The organism is Arthrobacter sp. zg-Y877 (assembly GCF_030373105.1).
Lineage (GTDB): Bacteria > Actinomycetota > Actinomycetes > Actinomycetales > Micrococcaceae > Arthrobacter_B.
Window position 1 is genome coordinate 135175 of record NZ_JAUCPU010000008.1, and the last position, 19172, is coordinate 154346.

19 protein-coding genes and 1 tRNA gene are annotated in these 19172 nt (G+C 66.0%); 7 read left to right on the forward strand and 13 right to left on the reverse strand.

All coding sequences use genetic code 11. The features are described from left to right. Positions 1 to 3: 3 nt before the first annotated feature. The gene (locus QNO03_RS14305) at positions 4 to 576 is read right to left on the reverse strand and encodes a LysE/ArgO family amino acid transporter (protein ID WP_502874595.1); all 573 of its coding nucleotides are present in this window, start codon (positions 574 to 576) and stop codon (positions 4 to 6) included. Positions 577 to 669: 93 nt separating this feature from the next. Between QNO03_RS14305 and QNO03_RS14310 the strand changes: the two genes are divergently transcribed. Beyond that, positions 670 to 1536, forward strand: coding sequence for a LysR family transcriptional regulator ArgP (locus QNO03_RS14310; protein WP_289603819.1), 867 nt, complete (start codon positions 670 to 672; stop codon positions 1534 to 1536). Positions 1537 to 1564: 28 nt separating this feature from the next. Here the strand turns inward: QNO03_RS14310 and QNO03_RS14315 are convergent, their stop codons facing one another. The 6 genes from QNO03_RS14315 to QNO03_RS14340 all read right to left on the reverse strand — a co-directional run bounded on the left by QNO03_RS14315 (position 1565) and on the right by QNO03_RS14340 (position 10147). After that, entirely contained in the window at positions 1565 to 2359 is a 795-nt protein-coding gene (locus QNO03_RS14315) for an Fpg/Nei family DNA glycosylase (protein ID WP_289603820.1), read from the reverse strand. A 44-nt stretch (positions 2360 to 2403) separates the two neighbouring features. Continuing rightward, positions 2404 to 7317, reverse strand: a complete 4914-nt coding sequence (locus QNO03_RS14320) for an ATP-dependent helicase (protein ID WP_289603821.1) — start codon at positions 7315 to 7317, stop codon at positions 2404 to 2406. Between the two features lie 69 nt (positions 7318 to 7386). Next, on the reverse strand, positions 7387 to 8043 hold the full coding sequence (locus QNO03_RS14325; protein WP_289603822.1) for a DUF4232 domain-containing protein: 657 nt from the start codon (positions 8041 to 8043) through the stop codon (positions 7387 to 7389). Positions 8044 to 8169: 126 nt separating this feature from the next. After that, entirely contained in the window at positions 8170 to 8901 is a 732-nt protein-coding gene (locus QNO03_RS14330) for a YcnI family copper-binding membrane protein (protein ID WP_289603823.1), read from the reverse strand. 74 nt (positions 8902 to 8975) lie between these two features. Beyond that, positions 8976 to 9602 carry a hypothetical protein gene (locus QNO03_RS14335; RefSeq protein ID WP_289603824.1) on the reverse strand — a complete coding sequence of 209 codons (627 nt, stop codon included), beginning with the start codon at positions 9600 to 9602 and terminating at the stop codon, positions 8976 to 8978. Between the two features lie 89 nt (positions 9603 to 9691). Beyond that, positions 9692 to 10147, reverse strand: a complete 456-nt coding sequence (locus QNO03_RS14340) for a 23S rRNA (pseudouridine(1915)-N(3))-methyltransferase RlmH (protein WP_229951086.1) — start codon at positions 10145 to 10147, stop codon at positions 9692 to 9694. A 110-nt stretch (positions 10148 to 10257) separates the two neighbouring features. On the opposite strand from QNO03_RS14340, the gene QNO03_RS14345 reads away from it, so the two are divergent. Next, positions 10258 to 11124 (forward strand): patatin-like phospholipase family protein, encoded by an 867-nt coding sequence (locus QNO03_RS14345; protein WP_289603825.1) that lies wholly within the window; start codon positions 10258 to 10260, stop codon positions 11122 to 11124. A 4-nt stretch (positions 11125 to 11128) separates the two neighbouring features. Here QNO03_RS14345 and QNO03_RS14350 read toward each other — a convergent pair whose 3' ends face one another. Both QNO03_RS14350 and QNO03_RS14355 read right to left on the reverse strand, forming a co-directional pair. Continuing rightward, positions 11129 to 11470: a hypothetical protein gene (locus QNO03_RS14350; RefSeq protein WP_289603826.1), complete on the reverse strand. Its 342-nt coding sequence runs from the start codon at positions 11468 to 11470 to the stop codon at positions 11129 to 11131. A 63-nt stretch (positions 11471 to 11533) separates the two neighbouring features. Then, positions 11534 to 11851, reverse strand: a complete 318-nt coding sequence (locus tag QNO03_RS14355; protein ID WP_289603827.1) for a hypothetical protein — start codon at positions 11849 to 11851, stop codon at positions 11534 to 11536. A gap of 174 nt (positions 11852 to 12025) precedes the next feature. Between QNO03_RS14355 and QNO03_RS14360 the strand changes: the two genes are divergently transcribed. Continuing rightward, on the forward strand, positions 12026 to 12907 hold the full coding sequence (locus QNO03_RS14360) for a manganese catalase (RefSeq protein WP_146364083.1): 882 nt from the start codon (positions 12026 to 12028) through the stop codon (positions 12905 to 12907). Between the two features lie 81 nt (positions 12908 to 12988). Here QNO03_RS14360 and QNO03_RS14365 read toward each other — a convergent pair whose 3' ends face one another. Beyond that, positions 12989 to 13762: a GAF and ANTAR domain-containing protein gene (locus tag QNO03_RS14365; RefSeq protein WP_289603828.1), complete on the reverse strand. Its 774-nt coding sequence runs from the start codon at positions 13760 to 13762 to the stop codon at positions 12989 to 12991. Positions 13763 to 14202: 440 nt separating this feature from the next. Here QNO03_RS14365 and QNO03_RS14370 point away from each other — a divergent pair, with 440 nt between their 5' ends. Both QNO03_RS14370 and QNO03_RS14375 read left to right on the forward strand, forming a co-directional pair. Further along, entirely contained in the window at positions 14203 to 14955 is a 753-nt protein-coding gene (locus tag QNO03_RS14370) for a hypothetical protein (RefSeq protein ID WP_289603829.1), read from the forward strand. 101 nt (positions 14956 to 15056) lie between these two features. Next, positions 15057 to 15746: a hypothetical protein gene (locus tag QNO03_RS14375; protein ID WP_289603830.1), complete on the forward strand. Its 690-nt coding sequence runs from the start codon at positions 15057 to 15059 to the stop codon at positions 15744 to 15746. A gap of 67 nt (positions 15747 to 15813) precedes the next feature. On the opposite strand, the gene QNO03_RS14380 is transcribed toward QNO03_RS14375, so the two are convergent. The 3 genes from QNO03_RS14380 to tadA all read right to left on the reverse strand — a co-directional run bounded on the left by QNO03_RS14380 (position 15814) and on the right by tadA (position 17005). After that, positions 15814 to 15903, reverse strand: a tRNA-Ser gene (locus QNO03_RS14380). 76 nt (positions 15904 to 15979) lie between these two features. Continuing rightward, the gene (locus tag QNO03_RS14385; protein ID WP_229951071.1) at positions 15980 to 16465 is read right to left on the reverse strand and encodes a pyridoxamine 5'-phosphate oxidase family protein; all 486 of its coding nucleotides are present in this window, start codon (positions 16463 to 16465) and stop codon (positions 15980 to 15982) included. Between the two features lie 69 nt (positions 16466 to 16534). Continuing rightward, positions 16535 to 17005 carry a tRNA adenosine(34) deaminase TadA gene (gene tadA, locus QNO03_RS14390; protein WP_229951069.1) on the reverse strand — a complete coding sequence of 157 codons (471 nt, stop codon included), beginning with the start codon at positions 17003 to 17005 and terminating at the stop codon, positions 16535 to 16537. Between the two features lie 76 nt (positions 17006 to 17081). Here tadA and upp point away from each other — a divergent pair, with 76 nt between their 5' ends. After that, a complete protein-coding gene (upp, locus tag QNO03_RS14395; protein WP_229951067.1) occupies positions 17082 to 17714 on the forward strand; it encodes a uracil phosphoribosyltransferase in 633 nt (210 codons plus the stop codon). Positions 17715 to 18263: 549 nt separating this feature from the next. After that, on the forward strand, positions 18264 to 19121 hold the full coding sequence (locus QNO03_RS14400) for a winged helix-turn-helix domain-containing protein (RefSeq protein WP_289603831.1): 858 nt from the start codon (positions 18264 to 18266) through the stop codon (positions 19119 to 19121). Positions 19122 to 19172: the final 51 nt, after the last annotated feature.

Here is a 19172-nt window from a genome sequence, read left to right on the forward strand (position 1 = left end):
CGGTCAGCCGAGCACCAGGCGGACGGCCAGAACCAACATGACGACGCCGATGAGCAGATCAACCACCTGCCAGGTCCGTGGCCGGTTCAACACACCAGACAGCGAGCGGGCACCGTAGCCCAGGGCCATGAACCAGAGGAAACTTCCGACGGCGGCGCCGGCGGCGAAAACCCAGCGGGTGTCCGGACCGTACTGGTTCGCCAGGCTGCCCAGCAGCACCACCGTGTCCAGGTAGACGTGCGGGTTGAGGAAGGTCAGGGCAAGAGTGGTCAGGATGACGGTGCCCTTGGCGCGCGGGGCCTGTGCTTCCAGGACGGAAGGCTTAGCCGCGGAGATTAGGGAGCGGATGCCCCACCAGGTGAGATACGCTGCCCCGCCCCAGCGGAGGATTTCCAGTACTGCCGGGAAGCGGGACACCAGTGCCCCGATCCCGGCGGTGCCGCCGAAGATCAACAGTGCATCGCTGATGATGCAGAGGGCAACCACGACGCCGATGTGTTCCCGCCGCAGGCCCTGCCTCAGCACAAACGCATTCTGTGCCCCGATGGCGACAATCAATCCCAGTCCGGTGACCATCCCGGTTACCCAAACACTTCCCATTCCTTGACGGTAACCAGCTGAATCGGTTCAGACAAACGAAAGATTTGAAGGATGCATTAGGTTTGCTTCATGAACTTCGAGCATCTCCGCGCGCTGTCCGCCGTCGTCGACGAGGGAACATTTGAAGCGGCAGCGGATCGGCTGCACATCAGCCCGTCGGCCGTCAGTCAGCGCATCAAGGCATTGGAAAGTTCCGTAGGCCAGGTCGTCGTCCGCCGGGGGATGCCCTGCACCCCGACGGAGGCTGGCGCGGTTCTGCTGCGCATGGCCCGGCAGGTAGAGCTGCTGGAGGGGGAAACCCGGTCGGCGCTCTCCGGCGGCATGTCACCGCGGACGCCGACGCCGGTGGCCGTCAACGCGGACTCCCTCGCCACGTGGTTCGTGCCCGTCCTTTCCGATGCAGCCGGGTGGACGGACAGCACCCTAAACCTGCACGTGGAAGACCAGGACCACAGTGCGCAGCTGCTGCGCCAGGGGGACGTTATCGGCGCCGTCACTGCCGATCCGGCACCGGTCAACGGCTGCAGGGTAGAGGCATTGGGTGCCATGCGTTACCTCCCGGTGGCAACGCCGGGCCTGCACCAGCGCTTCGCACGGGACGACGGCGTCGACTGGGCAGCCATGCCGGTGGTGCAGTTCAACGCCAAGGACGATCTGCAGCGCCGCTTCCTGCAGGCGCGCGGTGTTGACGGCCTTCCACCCCGGCACACCGTTCCGTCCTCGGAGGCATTCCTGGTGGCGGTCCGGGCGGGACTTGGCTGGGGCATGCTGCCGGAACTGCAGTTGGGCACGGAGCTCGACGACGGGACGTTGGTGCTGCTCGACGAACGGGCGCACCAGGACGTCCTGCTGTATTGGCAGGCCTGGAAACTGGACTCGGAACGGCTGCACCGCATCAACGCCGCCGTCCGGAGGGCCAGCCGGCAGCTGAGATAAGAATGCTTGAGTCGGAAGCGGGAGCGTTTTAGGGGAACGGCTGGCAGCGCGGGCAGTAATACAGATCCCGCATTTCCATTTCGTTGTCACCGAGCAGCTCGTGGGCCACCTTGGTGCCGCAGCGCAGGCAGCCCCGCCGTTCCCGGCGATAGACCCAGAGCTGGTCCCGTCCCATGGCGCCGGTGGTGATCCGGCGGGACCGGGCCTTGTTGACCTCCAGAAGGCGCTTGGACAGGTCCACCAGCCGCGGCAGGTCCGGCACATCGGAGACCGGGGTCAGCGGATGGATGCCGGCCAGGAAACACAGTTCGCACCGGTAGATGTTGCCGATTCCGGCGAGGTTCCGCTGATCCAGCAGTGCCAGGCCGATGGGCCGGTCCGGCTGGGCCGAGATCCGCCGCAGCGCCTCATCCGCGTCCCAGTCCGGACCCAGCAGGTCCGGGCCAAGATAACCGACGGCGTCGTCCTCCTCCGAGCGGGACAGCACCCGGAGGAACCCGAGGTCGAACCCGACCACCTGGTGGGTGGCAGTCTCAAGGATGCAGCGGGCCTTGAAGGCCGGACGGCGCCACTTCTCTCCGCGCGCGTACACGTGCCAGAGTCCCTCCATTTTCAGGTGGGAGTGCAGGATCCAGCCGTCCACGGGATCACCGCCGCGGATCAGCAGATGCTTGCCGCGGGACACGACGTCCTGGACGGTGGACCCGGTGAAGTCGGTGGTCGCGAACTTCGGAACCCGAATATCGCACCGGGTCAGCTCCTGGCCGGCCAGAACGGCGTTGAGGTCCCGGGCCGCCCGCCAGATGGTATCGCCCTCAGGCACGGTTCCTCCTCAATCCGTCGGCGCCGGGCCGCAGGGACGGCAGCTCACACACGGTAACGCAGCCCCTTCGGCGTGCTGTAGAAACCGGCCGCGGTCAGCGCCCGCGCCGCTTCCGTGTCGAGGATATCCGTTCCGTTGACCTTCTCAATCGCCATCTTCTCCGCAGCACCGCGTTGGATAATCCGGACCAGGGCGGCCGCGGACAGTTCCAACGCAGCCGGTTCCTCCGTGAAGGTCAGGAGGGTCTTACCGCCCCGTTCGGCATACAGTGCCAGCTCGCCGTCGACCAGCACCACCAGCGCACCGGCCTTACGGCCTGGCCGGTGCCCGCCTTCCAAGGCGGGCCAGGGCAGGGCGGCGCCGTAAGGGTTCGCCGGATCCGTGGCGGCCAGCGCGACGGCGGTCGGTTCAGGCTGCTTCAACTGAGCGTCTTCGGAGAAGGAACGCAGCCGGTCCACCGTGGCCGGCACGGCAAACTGGGCGGCACCGAGCTGTTCAATAAAGTAGCCGCGCCGGCACCGGCCCATCTCTTCCAGCCGGGCCAGTACCCGGTACAGCAGGGCGAAACCGCCCGGCGTGCCTTCGCTGGCCACGGACCCGCGGGTCACCACTCCGTAGCGGTCCAGCATCAGCTCCGCCGTGGCATGGGCATGGAGGGTGGTGTCGGTTTCCACCTCGGGGAGCATGCTCCACCGCCCGGCGACCAGGGGCGGAGCGTTGCGCAGTGCGGGAGCCGACGTGCCGCCGGCAGCCAGCCGCATGGAACTGCCCGTTAGCGCTGCACCGGGTGCCCGTCCCAGCCGTCCCATCCGTGCGGTGCGGGCGCGGGGAGTTGCCGCCCGCTGCTTATGCGCGGTTTTCCCGCCCGAGAGCAGGGACCGGACCGGAGTGAAGGTGTCGTTGCTGATCCGCCCGGCCCACACGAGTTCCCAAAGGGCGGAAATGATGTTCGCATCCGTTTCAGCCACGCCGTCTGCGGCCAGGCCGTCGCCGAGCTGGCGGAAGAAATACGCACCGCCGTTGCCCAGCAGTTCCAGGACCCGCTGGTGCAGGCCGGTGGGCTCGAAATCCGGGGAGGGATTAAGCGTCAGCGGGGCGTTTTCGGCCAGGTGCAGGGCAATCCAACCGTCGTTTCCCGGCAGGGAGCCGCTGCCGGACCACACCACTTCCCCCGTCGCCGTCAGCTCGTCCAGCATGGCCGGGGCATAGTCCCGCACCCGGGAGCCCAAAATGAGCGGTTCCCAGGCCGAGGCCGGGATGGGCACGCCGGAAAGCTGGTCGATCACCGTGGCCACGCCGTCGAGTCCGCGCAGTGAGGAACCGACATTTTGCCAGGCCGGCAGGAACCGTCCGTAGGTGGCGGGGTCCACCGGTTCCACCTCGGAGCGCAGGGCGGCGAGCGAACTGCGCCGCAGCCGGCGCAGCACCTCGACGTCGCACCATTCGGTTCCGCCGGGAGAGCTGGGGACGGTGACGGTGGCCGGGGGAGTGGAGTCGACGCCGTCGGCCGCGTCCAGCAGCAGCGTCTCGGTGGGGCGGAATTCTCCCTCGGCGACGCGTCCCTCACCGGCGAGGCGCTGGAGGGTGCCGGTGACGACGGCGACGCCGAGTCCCAGCCGGGTGGCGGCTTCGGCTGCGGTGAAGGGCCCGTGGGTGCGGGCATACCGGCCCACCAGGTCCCCGAGCGGATCCGCAACGGGTTCGATGAAGGCCAGCGGCACGCCCATTGGCAGCGGTACGCCGAGGGCATCGCGCAGCCGGGCGGCGTCTTCGATGGCGGCGTACCGCGTGCTGCCGGCGATGCCGGTCTTCAGGGCACGGTTGGACCGCACCAGCTGTTCCAGCAGCTCTTCGGCGTCGGCAGGGGTGGCGGTGGACGGAGCCGGTTCCACCGCGGTCCCGGCCTCGTCCGTAAGGAGCTCCACCGGCTGCAGGCGGGCGGCGACCTCCGTAACGGACAACGGCCCGAGCAGCCGCAGCAGGTCCGCCACGCCTTCCAGTCCGCGGGCATGGCGGTCCGGAGCCAAGCGCTGGAGTTCGCTCTCGATCCGGGCGATGATCCGCGCGTCCAGCAGCTCGCGCAGTTCGGCCCGGCCCAGCAGTTCATTGAGCAGCGTGGGATCCAGGGACAGCGCGGCGGCCTTGCGTTCGGCCAGCGGCGAATCGCCCTCGTACAGGAAGGCACCCACGTAGCCGAACAGCATGGAGCGGGCGAACGGTGACGGCGAGGGGGTGGTGGTTTCCACCAGCCGGATTTCACGCCGCTCGATCCCGGCCGCAATGTCTTTCAAGGCCGGCAGATCGTAGACGTCCTGCAGGCATTCCCGCACTGTTTCCAGCAGGATCGGGAACGTGGGGTACTTCTTGGCGACGTCCAGCAGCTGCGCCGACCGCTGCCGCTGCTGCCAGAGCGGGGAGCGCTTGGACGGGTTCTGCCGCGGCAGCAGCAGCGCGCGTGCCGCGCATTCCCGGAACCGGGACGCGAACAGCGCGGAGCCGCCCACCTCGGCGGTGACTATCGAGTCGAGTTCCTCGGGGTCGAAGAGGAACAGCTCAGCTCCCGGCGGTTCATCCTCCATCAGCGGCACGCGCAGCACTATGCCGTCGTCGGAGGCCATGGCCGAACCGTCCAGCCCGTACCGGGCATGCAGCCGCGCCCCGACGGCGAGGGCCCAGGGGGCGTGGACCGGCATGCCGTAGGGGCTGTGCAGGACCACCCGCCAGTCACCGAGTTCGTCGTGGAAGCGTTCCACCACCAGCGCGCGGTCGTTGGGCACCACGTCGGTGGCCTGCTGCTGGTCGCGCAGGTAGGTGATCAGATTGCCGGTGGCCCAGTCGTCCAGCCCGACGGCGGTGAGCCGTTCGCGGGCCGCGGCGTCGCCCGCTGCGGCCATTTCGCGGACGAACGCACCCAGGGCACGGCCCAGTTCCACCGGACGGCCCAGGGTATCCCCGCGCCAGAACGGCAGTTTGCCCGGCTGCCCGAAGGCGGGGGAGACGAGCACCCGGTCGTGGGTGATGTCTTCGATCCGCCAGCTCGTGGCGCCCAGGGCGAAGATGTCCCCGACCCGGGACTCGTAGACCATTTCCTCGTCGAGTTCACCGACCCGGCGGCTGTTTTTACCCTCGGAATCGCCCACCAGGTACACGCCGAAGAGGCCGCGGTCCGGAATGGTGCCGCCCGAGGTTACGGCCAGCCGCTGCGCACCGGGCCGGCCGGTAATGGTGCCTTCGGTGCGGTCCCAGACAATGCGCGGCCGCAGTTCGGCGAACTCGTCCGAGGGGTAGCGCCCGGACAGCAGGTCAAGGGTGGCGTCGAACGCGGAACGCGGCAGGCCGGCAAACGGCGCGGACCGGCGGACGACGTCGAACCATTCCTCCACGTCGATGGACCCGAGGGCGGCGGCGGCCACGGTCTGCTGGGCGAGGATATCCAGCGGGTTGGCCGGGATGGCCAGGGGCTCGATCTGCCCGGCGAGCATCCGTTCGGCGGTGACGGCGGAGTTCAACAGGTCCCCGCGGTGTTTGGGGAACATAACACCCTGGGAGATCTCCCCGACCTGGTGGCCGGCCCGGCCCACGCGCTGCAGGCCGCTGGCCACCGACGGCGGCGATTCGACCTGCACCACCAGGTCCACCGCGCCCATGTCGATGCCTAGCTCGAGGGAACTGGTGGCCACGACGCAGCGCAGCCGCCCGGACTTCAGGTCGTCTTCGATCAGGGCGCGCTGGTCCCGGGACACCGAGCCGTGGTGCGCGCGTGCCAGCACGGGGTTGTCGTCCTCGACCGCGAGGTCCGCGCGCCGCTGCACAGAGACCCCGGCCTGGGCCATGATCTGGGCCGGCGGACGCGCCGGTGCTGCCGGAGCTACCGGTACGGAGGTTCCGTCGGTGCCCGTCGCGGCCTGTGCAGCCTCCAGCCGGAAGGCGTGGATTTCGTTCAGGCGGGCCGTGATGCGTTCGGCCAGGCGCCGTGAATTGGCGAACACAATGGTGGACCGGTTGGCCTCGATGAGGTCGACAATCTTTTCCTCCACATGCGGCCAGATGCTGGCCTGCGGAGCGTAGCCGCCCTCCACGGTGTCCTCAGTGGTGGGAGCGTTACCCAGATCCGTCATGTCCTCCACCGGGACGGTGACGGTCAGGTTCCAGTTCTTCCGGGACTGCGGTGCCACAATCCGCACCGGCGCGTTGCCGCCCAGGAAGCGGGCCACCGTTTCATGCGGCTCCACCGTGGCGGAGAGTCCGATCCGCTGGACGGGTTTCTCCAGCATGGCGTCCAGCCGGGCCAGCGTCACGGCCAGGTGCGCGCCGCGTTTGGTGCCGGCCACGGCGTGGACCTCGTCCACAATGACGGTTTCCACCTCGGACAGGGTTTCCCGGGCTTGCGACGTCAGCATGAGGAACAACGATTCCGGCGTGGTGATGAGTATGTCCGGCGGCCGGGTCAGCAGGGCGCGGCGCTCGTTCTGGGGTGTGTCACCGGAGCGGACCCCCACGGTGATGGACGGCGCCGGAAGGCCCAGCCGTTTGGCGGTCTGAGTAATACCGATCAGCGGGGACCGGAGGTTGCGTTCCACGTCGACGCCCAGGGCCTTCAACGGGGAGATATACAGAACCTTGGTCTTGCGTTTCGGTTCCGTGTTCCGCTTCCGGCGCGGAGGTTTCGACCCGGGTTCCGTCAGCCCCGGCAGGGGCAGCTCCGCAGGAACCGCAGGAACCGCAGGGCCTGAGGCGGCGGAGGCGATAAAGCTGTCCAGCGCCCAGAGGAACGCTGCCAGGGTTTTACCCGAACCGGTGGGAGCGACCACCAGGGCGTTGGCGCCCTCGGACACGGCGTCCCACGCCCCGACCTGGGCGGGTGTGGGCGCGGCAAAAGCCCCCTCGAACCATTCCCGAGTGGCGGGGGTGAACTTGCCGAGCACCAATTGTTCCTGCACCGAGGACGCCGATGTCATGGCACTATTCTTCCCCACCCCGGTGACACTTTCTCCGCGGCCGTGGGAGGTTCGGCTGCAGGCCGAAAATCAGCGGGCCTGCAGGATCCCCACGTGCAGCAGTTCGATGTCCGCGTTCGTGCATCCCGTGGAGGGGTAGGCAATGGTCAGGGAAGCGGTGTCCTCAGGCGGGTACACCAGCAGGGACGCTGTGCCCTGGACCTGGCAGTCTCCGTACTTCTGGGCCACGGTTTCCTGCAGCTCGGCGGCCGCGGCCTGGCCCGGTGCCAGCGTGACGGGAATTGCTTCGCCGCCTTCGGCCCGCGCAGCAGGCGCTCCCACCTGTGCTCCGGAGGCATCGAGGTAGGAGACTCCGGGGTAGCCGGTGACGGTGCAGGTGCCGTCGGCGGACGTGTTGGTCAGTACCAGGGCACGGTAGACGCCGCCCGGAGCAGCACCGCCGGGAACGTCTTCGACGGAGCCGGCCAGCATGTCGGCCGTGCAGGGAAGGGGGCCGGTGGCCGCGCCGCCAGTTGCTGCGGGCGGGGTGGACGACGCCGATGACGACGCCGATGTTGACGGTGATGCGGATGGCGCAGTCTCACTCGCCGAGGGGGACACCGAAGCGTCATCATCGTCCCGGGAACCGCATCCGGCAAGCGCCGATCCGGAGAGGGTCAGCAAAGCCACAAGGGCGAGGGCCCGGCGGGCCGGGGAGGGTGTTCGGGAGGCTGAGACAGTGATCATGCTCTCACCCTCCCCGCCGGGCGGGGGCGCGTCAATCCGCCCCGCCCGGCGGAACGGATCGACGCAGAACCGTTACGGGGCGCCAGCCCGGCGGAAACGAGCCCGGCAGGGACAGCCGGTCAGTGACTAGGCCTTGCTGCGGCCCCGCGTACGGATCAGGGCGGTTACGCCTGCGGCCAGGCCCAGCAGGCCCGCACCCAGACCCACGTAGCCCGCGATTTCGGCGGCCTCGCTGTCGTCGTCGTCGTCCTGCCGGTCGGAAACGCGTTCCTGCGACGCGCCGGCGGCGCTGCCGTGACCCGCGCCGTCCCCGTGCCCGTCGTCGTCCGCTTCAGTGATGGTCACAGCCGGTGCGGGGGAATCAAGGTCATGGCCGGACTGGCCTTCGGCGGGGATCTGGGACCAGTCCGTTTCGCCTTCCGCGCAGGTCTGCCGGACGGGGAAGGCGAGGGTGGTGTCTTCGGCGTCGGGCAGGACCACACTCAGTGCGATGGTGTCCCGGACGCCGTCCGCCAGGGGTTCCTTGGCGGTGTAAACAATTTCGCTGGTCCGCGAGCTGACCTGCGAGCCGTTGGGCAGGGTCTGCGGTTCTGCCAGTTCCTCGGTGACCTTCTTGATCTCCCAGCCCGCATGCGCCGTGGGGGTGGCGTCCACGAGTTCGTCCGGGAGGGTGAAGGTCAGGGCGGTGGTGGGTGAGCCCTCGCAGCCGTGCGAGAGATCGAAGGTCAGCAGCGCGGTCTCGCCGGCGCCGGTGGTGTCGGGCGTGACGTGGACGTGGGCGGCGGCAGGTGCCAGGCCGAGTGCCATCAGGGCGGCGGTGCCGCCGGCGGCAAGGAGGATGGAGGAGGAATTGCGCATGGAAGAGCCTTTCGATGGCATGGTGCCACGTAACCGCGCTGGAGGCGGTCAGGAGTGAAGTGCAGGGAAAGTGATCAGGCCAGTGCGAGCGACGGCGGCCCACGCAGCGGAGTTGCGGGGCAGTAGCGCGTGCGGGTGGTTCCGACGGCGGGACGGGGAGCCGCGGCGGGGCGGACGATCCGGAACCGCACCGGCGCGGGCACCGTGAACAGCGGCCGCAGCCAGGCCGCCGTGGCGTGCAGGGCGTCCTCGCCGCGCGCCAGAGCCAGCGCCGAGAGCACCACAGCGGCCAGATGTGCGAGGAAAAGTGCCGTGCCGGCGTCGTGCTGGAAAGTGTGGAGGCCGGAGAGCTGGTGCGCTCCAAGCTCCTGCACCCCCGCAGCCGGGGCCGGACAGACCATGGCAACGCCGTGGTGGGTGGAGGCGCCGGGCAGGCAGTGCACACCGGAGGTCAGGACGCGGAACGCACCGTGCAGACCGAGCTGGGCGGCCGCAAGCACCAGGAAAAGGCTGCCGGCAGGCAACCGGCGTCCGGCCGTGGCACTGGTGCCGGCCAGGGTAAAGGCGGCCAGCGCCAGCAGCAGGACCGGTTCGGGCAGGACCCCGCCGCCGGCCACATGGGCACCGGCCGCCAGCGCGAAAATCACCGCGGCAACGACGGCGGAACGCAGCAGGCGGAAGGGGTCGGTGCGCTGGGGCATACTTCCCTTCCCGGTCCCGCCGGCCGTGGCGTGGAGCCCGCCGGACTGCTGAAAAACTGCTCCTACTTTACCCGTACGCGGACCCTGCCCTATTCGTGGTGGTACGGGCGTCCGCCGGCGATCTCCTGGGCGCGGTACACCTGTTCGGCAAGGATCAGGCGGACCAGCTGGTGCGGGAAGACCAGGGGGGAGAGGGACCAGATGAAGTCGGCGCGGTCGTGGACGCTCGAGTCCACGCCGTAGGCCCCGCCGATGATCAGGGTGACGTTGCGAGAGGAATCCAACGGCCGCTGCAGGGTCTGTGCCAGCGCCGGCGAGGTGATGGCCTTGCCGCGCTCGTCCAGCAGGATGACGTAATCGGATCCGACCTTCGCCAGCAGGCGTTCGGATTCCTCCCGGCGGGCGGCGTCCCCCTCGCGTGCCGAATGCGGAATCGGCACCCATGTCAGGTCGAAGGGCTTCTTCAGCCGCTTTTCGTACCGGCGGATGCCGTCCACGACCCAGTCCTCGTGCTTGCGTCCGACCATTAGAACTTTCAATGCCATAGGACCATTCAAGCCCGGAACGGGTCCGGTCCGGTAACCGGACGCAGTGCGGGCCTACACTGCGGGGACAGGGAACAGCACTTCGATGGCGTCAGCCAGGGGGTAACAACGTGTTCGAATCGCGGGCAGTGGTATTGGGCGGCGGCGGAGTTGCCGGAATTGCGTGGGAAATCGGTCTCCTGGGAGAACTGCTGGACCAGGGCATCGACCTGAACGAGGCGGATCTGGTGGTGGGAACCTCTGCGGGGTCGGTGGTCGGCGCGGCGCTGCGTTTCGACCAGGTCGCCGCGGCGGCGGCCGCCCAGCAGGGTGCAGCGGACCGCACTGCGTCACCGGATTACCAGGAGCCCGACACGTTCGACGGCGAACGGTTTATGAACCTGATCGGCGCCGCAGGTTCCGGCGGGGGCGGAGAGAAGGCTGCCCGGGCACGGCTGGGGCAGGTGGCGCTCAAAGCTGACACTGCGCTCAGCGAAGACGCCTGGGTGGGCAGCATCCGGTCGCTGGTGCCTTATCCGGTCTGGCCGGACCGGGCCTTCGGAGTCACTGCCGTGGATGCCGAAGACGGCAGCTTCCGGGTGTTCGACGCCGGCTCCGGGGTGGATCTGGCGCTCGCGGTGACGGCCAGCTGCACGGTGCCCACGGTGTGGCCGCCGGTGCATATCGACGGCCGGGTTTACATGGACGGCGGGATGCGGTCAGGGACCAACGCCGACGTCGCCGAGGGGAACGACAGGATTGTGGTTATTTCCTGCGGCATCGAGGCACCGCAGAGCCCGTTTGGGCCAACGCTTCCGCAGGCCATAAAAACACTGGAAAAGAACGGCCAGGTGTTCCTTATTGAAGCGGATGCGTACGCACTGCAGGCCTTCGGCACCAACATGCTGCTGGATTCCACCCGCCGGCCCTCGCTGGAAGCCGGCCGGCGGCAGGCCAAGGAGATCGCCGAAGCCCTGCGGAGGTTCTGGGAGGGGTGAGCAGCTAGCGGTTGTCGCGGTCGACGTCGGCCTCCAGATCGGAACCCGGCTCAATCACCACGCCGTCCTCACGCTGCTCGACGCCGTCGGCCTGCGGTGCCGTGTCTCCGGGGAGGGAGGGAGCGGGGGCGGCAGCTGAGGTGGGGACGGCAGCTGAGGTGGGGGCTGCAGCCGCAGCGGCGGCCTCGGCCTCTTCGCGCTCCTTGATGTATTTGACGAGGTACTCGAGTTCGTCGCTGTACTGCTGCAGGCGGTCGGTGCGGGACTCGGTAGCCAAAGCCATCACGAGGTCGGTCTGGCGTGCACGCAGCTGGGCGATAGTGGGCTGTGATTCGTTGGTGTCCATGCTTCATCCTACAAAGGCCTGCCCGCCCTTAGCCGCATGGCTGGGACGGGAACCGTAGCGGCACTAGTCCCCGCCGGCGTCTCCCGGGCGCCGCTTCGAGGTGTCATCTTCGCCGGGGGTCCGCTTCACGTCAGCGCCATACGGTGCCCGCCGGCGCGGAGGCAGTAAATCGATGAGTTCGTTCGCGGCATGGGCCAGGATGTCCCGCTGCAGGAGAGGGAGGGAGAGAGAGCCGTTGATATAGGCGTCCACCTCGTATTCACCGGCTGCACCGCCGAAACGGAAGTATTGCAGCCAGACCTCGGGCACACTCAGCTGCGCGTCATCCAACGCCTTTTTGAGCAACTGCCGTTGCTGCGGCTCAACTGCCTCGAAACCCATGATCCATCCCTCATCATGTACGCACGTGTATCCGCCCAAGTGTTTCCTGCTTAGCGTCATCCTATTACTAAGTTTGCTTATAAGTTAGCTGCTGGGATAGGTTCCCCGTACTGGTCCGTGGCCGCTACACGAGGCGGCCCAACTAACGACGGGCCTGATATACGGAGGTGCGTAGTGTTTTTTCATAAGCAGGAACTCCAATTCTCGGCCACACCCGATAAGCCGGATGCTGTATTCGCCCGCAAGCTGCAGGAAGTCCTGGGCGGACAGTATGGCGAAATCACCGTAGCAATGCAGTACGGGTTCCAGTCGTGGAATTCCCACCTGCCCGGTAAGTACCGTGACCTGCTCTACGGCATCGCCGCCGAAGAGATGGGCCACGTGGAAATGCTGGCCATCATGATTGCCCAGCTGCTGGAAAAGGCTCCTTTGGGCATTACCGACGACGCCGTGCAGTCGGATCCGACGATTGCAGCAGTTGTCGGCGGCATGGACGTCCAGCACGCCATTGTTGCCGGAGCGGGGGCCCGTCCGGTGGACAGCAACGGCAATCCCTGGACCGGTGGCTACGTCACTGCCAGCGGCAACCTGCTCGCTGACTTCACGTCCAACGCGAACATCGAAATGCAGGGACGCCTCGCCGTCGCACGCCTGTACCACATGACCGATGACAAGGGCGTCCGCGATATGCTCGCGTTCCTCCTGGCCCGCGACACGATGCACCAGAACATGTGGACTGCCGCTGCAAAGGAACTCCAGGAAGAGGGCCACGAGCTGCTTCCGGTTCCGAGCAACTTCCCGATCAAGAAGGAACACCGCGAGGTGTCCTACCAATACCTGAACTTCTCCGACGGCAAGCATGCGTCCGAGGGCTCCTGGGCCTCCGGCCCCACGCCGGACGGCAAGGGCGAGTTCAGCTACCACGAGGGTCCCACCACCACGGCCCCCATGCCGGACGTTACCCGTCCGGATGCCCGTTACTACGGCACCACCGACATCCCCAATGTCGTGGAAAAGGTTGCCGGAACGGTTCAGGACAAACTGAACCGCGAGTAACAGCACGAATAAATGCCCGGACGCTCAGCGTCCGGGCATTTTTCTTATGCGGCTGTTTTTCTTATGCTGCTGCGCGGCGGCCTACTGCCGGAAATGCGTCTGTGCTTCGGCCTCCGAGACCGAAGCCACGACCTGCTCGGCTATCTGCCGAAGTTTTATGTTCCGGCTGCCGGAAGCGGAAACCAGAATATTGAACGCCTCATCCTGGTTGCACCGGTTCTGCGCCATGACTATCCCGACAGCCAGGTCAATGACCGTTCGGGAATCCATCGCGGCACGAAGGTCCGCGGAGTGCTCCCCGCCGGACACCAGACGGGCAGCGAGGCGAAGAGGCTTGGTGATGCGCCGGGAATAGTCCCGAACCTGCTCAATTGTCGCTGCGTCGAAATAACCCGGCCGGGTGCTGTAGAGGCTGAGGGTGGCCGCGCCGTCCGACTCCAGATCCATCGGAAACACGAGCACGGAATGCAGGCCAGCCTGGTTCAACACATCTACGTACTGCGGCCACCGCTTTTCCCGCTGCAGGTCCGGAATGTGCACCGCGGCCTGCTCCAGGACCGCGGTGGGGCAGGGTCCCTCGATGAAGTCGTACTTGATGTCTCCCAAGGAATGGGCGGCGGCGATGCTGGAGGCCGCAAGTACAGGTTTGCGCTCCCGAAGAAGGGTCATGGCGCACTGCACGGGGCTGTCCGGGAGGGAAAACGCCTCGGCCGTCAGACAGGACAAATCGTGGAGGAACTCGTGGACGGTAACGCTTGCGAGAGTCAGATCCTGCAGGCGCTCGACGAGGAAGAGGTCCACCTCGTCCGCAGTGCTCTTCCGGTCTACTGTCGACCGCCCGGGGGGTGTCTGCAATTGTTCTCCTGTGTCGGTTCCGGCCATGCCTATTTCTTCATCATGCGGCATACCAAGTTGCTTGTCCCTTTTTCCAAGATCGAATTGGCCAGCCGTATTCCCAGGGCCATTATTTGCCGGTGTTTTCGCGGGATGTGATGGCGAAAGTTCGGGACTGGATGACGGTGAGCCACGCGTCGAGGGCTTCCTGGTATTCCGGCACTACCGAGCTGCTATCACTGCTCCCGCGCGGCGCATGGGGAGTAACTGAGCAACTATTATGAAATCGATGTGCAGAAAACCCTCTCGGGAGGATGTGTTTCAGAACTCGGTGCGTTTGGTGCTGCCGGTGTCGCGGCGATGCGGCGTCAGCATCGGCCGCCGCCGCCTCAAGGTGATTGAGAATATGGGGACATGAAGAGATGAAGAGCCCTACAGGGAATACAACTGTTGTCCGTGACATGCTGGTCATGCAGGGCATTGGTCTGGTCTTTACCATTGTTGCGTTTGCAGCGGCCCTCTCCGAACTAGATGGCCGCTACGGAACCGAAATTGCTACGGTCTTGGTTGTCGGCATCGTGGGAGGAACGCTCATCAGATGGCTAGTCCACGAAGGCAAGGTAGCCATTGTATTGGTCCTCCTCGTGGTGGCTGAGGTGGTACTGCTCCAGAAATGCCCCAGCCCTTGGTCGGGGTTGTGGCCGGTACTCGTACCGGGTAGCGCCATTGGTGTTCTGGTGGGGGCTGCGATTCGGACGGGTGTTCGGCAAAGCAGGCCGAAGCCACGGGATGTGTGGGTGGTCAACGGTATCGAGGATCCGCGTTCGGACAGCGCCAAAGCGAAAGCCCTGGACGCTTTGCCGTCTTGGGATGCGGGGGACTCGGGTGCGTTCCGGGTGCAGCGCAACGATGCGGAGTTCACAGCGGTAGGAAGTTCGCAGACGGGCTTCATCGTGCACTCCACGACGAACTCCCGGGACGAGCACGAGTGGCGGATGCTTGGGACGGACGACGCCGACGTCGTCGAGATCCGGCTTTTGTCCGGTCCTGCTTTTGCGCCCAGGGGAGTGCTCTCCGATTTGGCTACCACTCGCAAGGCATTGCTGGGCTTCTTCCACCACCGCGGTCCCGACCCGCAGCTGCCTTGGTCGGTGGGTGAGGATGTGCGCACCTACAGGTTCGACCAGATGCCCCATCATATGGATAAAGGGTAAAGAGGCTCACGGGGGATGAAATGGTAGAGAAAAGTGGGACACGGCGAGGCAGGGGTGCGCTGATCACAGGTGCTGCTTTCCTTGTCGTGACGACTGCGCTCATGGTCAACGAGCCCACAGCGCCTGCCTGGCAGATAAGTGCCGCTTTGGTGGGCGGCCTCGCCCTTGGTTTTTGTTTCCTGCGGTTTCCTTGTTCGAAACCATGGGTTAGCCCGCTGGTTCTCGTCTTGTTTTGCGGTGTTTTGTTGTTCGCCCTGGACGCCGGTGAATTACGCATCGCCTGGTTTGGCGGGTTTGCCGCCGGCACAAACCTGGGGTCAGGGTGGAAAGCTATGAGCGACCAGAGCCGGAAGCGGGCGCAGAAGTCGGCGTGGACGGTGAATAACGCTGGTTTCGACACTGCGGCGGCGGCCCGTGAAGCGGCCGGGGCGGCACTGCGTGCGCTGGGCGGCGGGGCGCACCCACGTTTAGCTATTGAGCATGGATCTGCGTCGTTCCAGGTGACCGGGAGCGTCAAGGGTGGCCTGGTATGTCACCGAACCCATGATGTGCCGGATGAACATGCGTGGGCGGTGCTGGTGCGGGTCGGGCATACCCTGGATGATCCGGAGATGATGTGGGTGGATCTATCGATGGGTGGTTTCACGGGGTCCATGCCTGAGCCCTTGATCAATGATCTCGGTTCTGTGGAACTGGCTATGGACGATTTCTTCCATAATCCGACTGCTGTGCCCTCGGGCCCTTGGGTAACCGGTGACATGGCAGAAGGGTCGAGGTTGTCCACCCGCTAGGACCACAATCCGGCAAAGCAAAAGGCCCCGGTTCCTTGGATTCCAAGGGAAACGGGGCCTTCTTAGTTGGCGGTGACGGTGGGATTTGAACCCACGTTGGCTTTTACACCAAACAACATTTCGAGTGTTGCACCTTCGGCCGCTCGGACACGTCACCAACGCGTCAACCTTACCGGGTTGAAGGCCCAACCCCCAAAAGCAGTCCCGCCGGCACCCCGGGGTGCACACCGGAACTACAGGTCGACGACGTCGTTCTTGCCGATGTCGGGGGTGCCGCCGGTCACCGCGGCCTTACCGATCTTGAACAGGCTGGCGACCTTGGGTTCATCCGACGCCCAGTACTCGGCAGTGTGGGAGTCCACCTTCAGCAGTGCCACGGACGGGTCTTCACGGCCCTTCTCGAACCAGCCCTCCACCGAGGTCTTCCACAGGGAGGAGATCTTGCCCTGATCCTTTGTCAGTGTGGCGGTGCCACTGATGGACAGGAAGCCCTCGGAGTCGTTGATGGCCACATTCACGTGCGGATTGGCGCGGACCTCGTCGGCCTTGGGGGAGGGGTCCGGAGTGAAGAACCACAGGTTGCCGTCCGCATCGGCCTCCTGCAGCTGCAGGGGCCGGCTGACCAGGTTGCCCTGCAGGTCCACAGTGGTCAGGGTGGCGATCTTGGCCTTTTCGAGAATCTTGACGACGGTGTCGCGTCCATCCTGCTCTGATGCCATTACGGACTCCTTCAGTCGTAGCGTTCCGGAGTTAGTAAGCCTACGTACAGATGATCGCGGGCGGAACGGTTAGGAGTTGCGCTTTGAGCCGAAGAAGTCCCGCAGCAGGCGGGCCGATTCCTCCTCGCGGACCCCGGGAAAAACCTCCACCCAGTGATTCAGGCGACGCTCGCGCAGGATGTCGAACACAGAGCCGGAAGCGCCGGCCTTCTCGTCCCAGGCTCCGAAGACCACCCGGGGCACCCGCGCAAGGACTATCGCACCTGCGCACATGGCACAGGGCTCCAGTGTCACCACGAGGGTGCAGCCTTCCAGCCGCCATTCCCCGACTGCAGCGGCAGCCGCCCGGATGGCCAGGACCTCGGCATGGCCCGTGGGATCCCCCGTGGCCTCACGCTCGTTGCGCCCGGTGCCCAGCACCTCGCCGTCGGGCCCCAGGACGACGGCACCAATCGGCACGTCGCCGGTCTGCAGCGCCTTACGTGCCTCGGACAGGGCAAGGTCCATCCAGGCCTCATGTGTTCGGGAAAGGGACTCCATGCCTGCCATCGTCCCCCATCCGCGCACACGCGGGCGAACGCAGAGAGAGGGCAGGGGGCAATGGTAGTTTTGAAGCATGCGCGTACTTGTAGTGGATCACCCCCTCGTTGCCCACAAACTCACCGTTCTCCGCGACAAGGACACCCCGTCACCGATCTTCCGGCAGTTGACGGAAGAACTGGTTACCCTGCTGGCCTACGAAGCCACCCGGACCGTCCACGTGGAGCCGGTTCCGATCGAGACTCCCGTCACCTCCGCCGTCGGCACGGGTCTGGTCAAACCGACCCCGCTGGTCGTCCCCATCCTGCGTGCCGGTCTCGGCATGCTCGAAGGCATGACCCGCCTGGTCCCCACCGCCGAGGTCGGATTCCTGGGCATGGCCCGGAATGAAGAAACGCTCGAAGCAATCACCTACGCCGAGCGTCTTCCGGATGACCTCACCGGCCGTCAGGTCTTCGTCCTGGATCCGATGCTGGCCACCGGCGGCACGCTGCGCGAAGCCATCAAGTTCATGTTCCAGCGAGGCGCGGCGGAGGTCATCTGCATCTGCCTGCTCGCCGCTCCGGAAGGACTCTCGGTGCTGAAGGAAGAGCTGCAGGACGCCAACGTCACCATCGTGCTGGCCTCCATTGACGAGCGCCTCGACGAGAACGCCTACATTGTTCCGGGCCTGGGTGACGCCGGCGACCGGCTCTACGGCATCGTCTAAACGCATCGAACGACGGCGGCTCTGCCGTCACCATTCCGCCCCCGCTCGGACCCCGCGGTCTGTCCAGCATGTGGACAGACCGCCGCTACGGTAAACGCACCCGCTCTGTAGGCACCCTTACAGAGCGGGTGTTCTTTTTCCTGGACTGTATCCATGTGGACCGCCTGGACTCCGAATCCACGCGAAATTTATTTAGGGCTTATACATATTCACGCATAGCTATTCATCGCCGTTTTATGTGAACTGCGTCACAAAACGACACTTTTCGTCCACAATGTGAGACGACGGGCCCATTGTTACTTGCGCTTATCCCTTTGTTACATGCAATAATCCGAAGTGTGAACACCAACACGACAGCATCAGTCGCAGTCTTTCCCGGTGGCCTCCGTGCCGCGCAGGAGACTGGCTGCTGTCGAACGCATGCCTCTGGAACCACCCCCATCCAGAGGTAAGACTCAGGCCCAAGCATGGGCATAATAGGCGCCGTCTCGACCGGGCACACCCCCAGCAATCGAGCCGTGATGACGTCAAGTCACGATGAGGTCCCACATGTCAGTAGCATCCGGTTACGTCCACATCTCACTGCGCAACGCGCAGAACCGCGCCGGATCAGGTTCCCAGCGCCAGCCCGCAGCCGGCCGCTCCTACGGTGTCCAGCCGTTCGGGAACCAGTCCTATGCACTTCAGGCCGCCAACGGAAGCGGAGAGCGTCCGCTCCGCGCCGTTACCGGCCAGGAGGCCAACCCCATGACCGCCCCCATGTCGGTGGTCACGCCCAATGGCATCCCCGGACCGCAGGCTGTCAGCAATGACACCGCTGCCCGCGGGTTCGTTATTTATGTGGGCCTCGATGAGGACAGCGCTGCAGCCAACGGCACGTCCCTGAGCAAGCTGGCACAGGAGATCCGGGCACATGTCCAGACCCTCGTACCGTGCGCCCAGAGCCACGCAGCGGTGGCCCTTGCCCCCGCCGGCGCCAGCGGCTCGGACATTGACGTGGTCCGGCAGGCGCTGGGGGACCCCACCGTCGCCCGCCGGCAGCCCGCACCCCAGCCGGTGCCGGCACCCGCCGCTGCCATCCGCCCCTCCGGCGTCCTGATCGACCTGTCCCGCCGCGAGGTGCACCTTGACGGGGACACGCTGAACCTGACGTTCAAGGAATTTGAGCTCCTGAACTACCTGGTGGAGAACGCCAGCAGGACCGTCGGGCGTGAAGAGCTGCTGGCGGGCCTGTGGCGCAACGCCGAAGAGGTGCCCAACGAGCGCACCATTGATGTCCACATCCGGCGCCTGCGCTCCAAGCTGGGCCGGCTCGCCAACACCGTCCGCACGGTCCGCGGCCAGGGGTACCGCTTCTATGAGCACCCCGAGGTAGTTGTCTGGGCCGCGCCGGAATACAGCATCTAGCCGGAATAAAACATCCAGCAGTACGCGGAGCAGCAAAGTTCGACCCAGGTG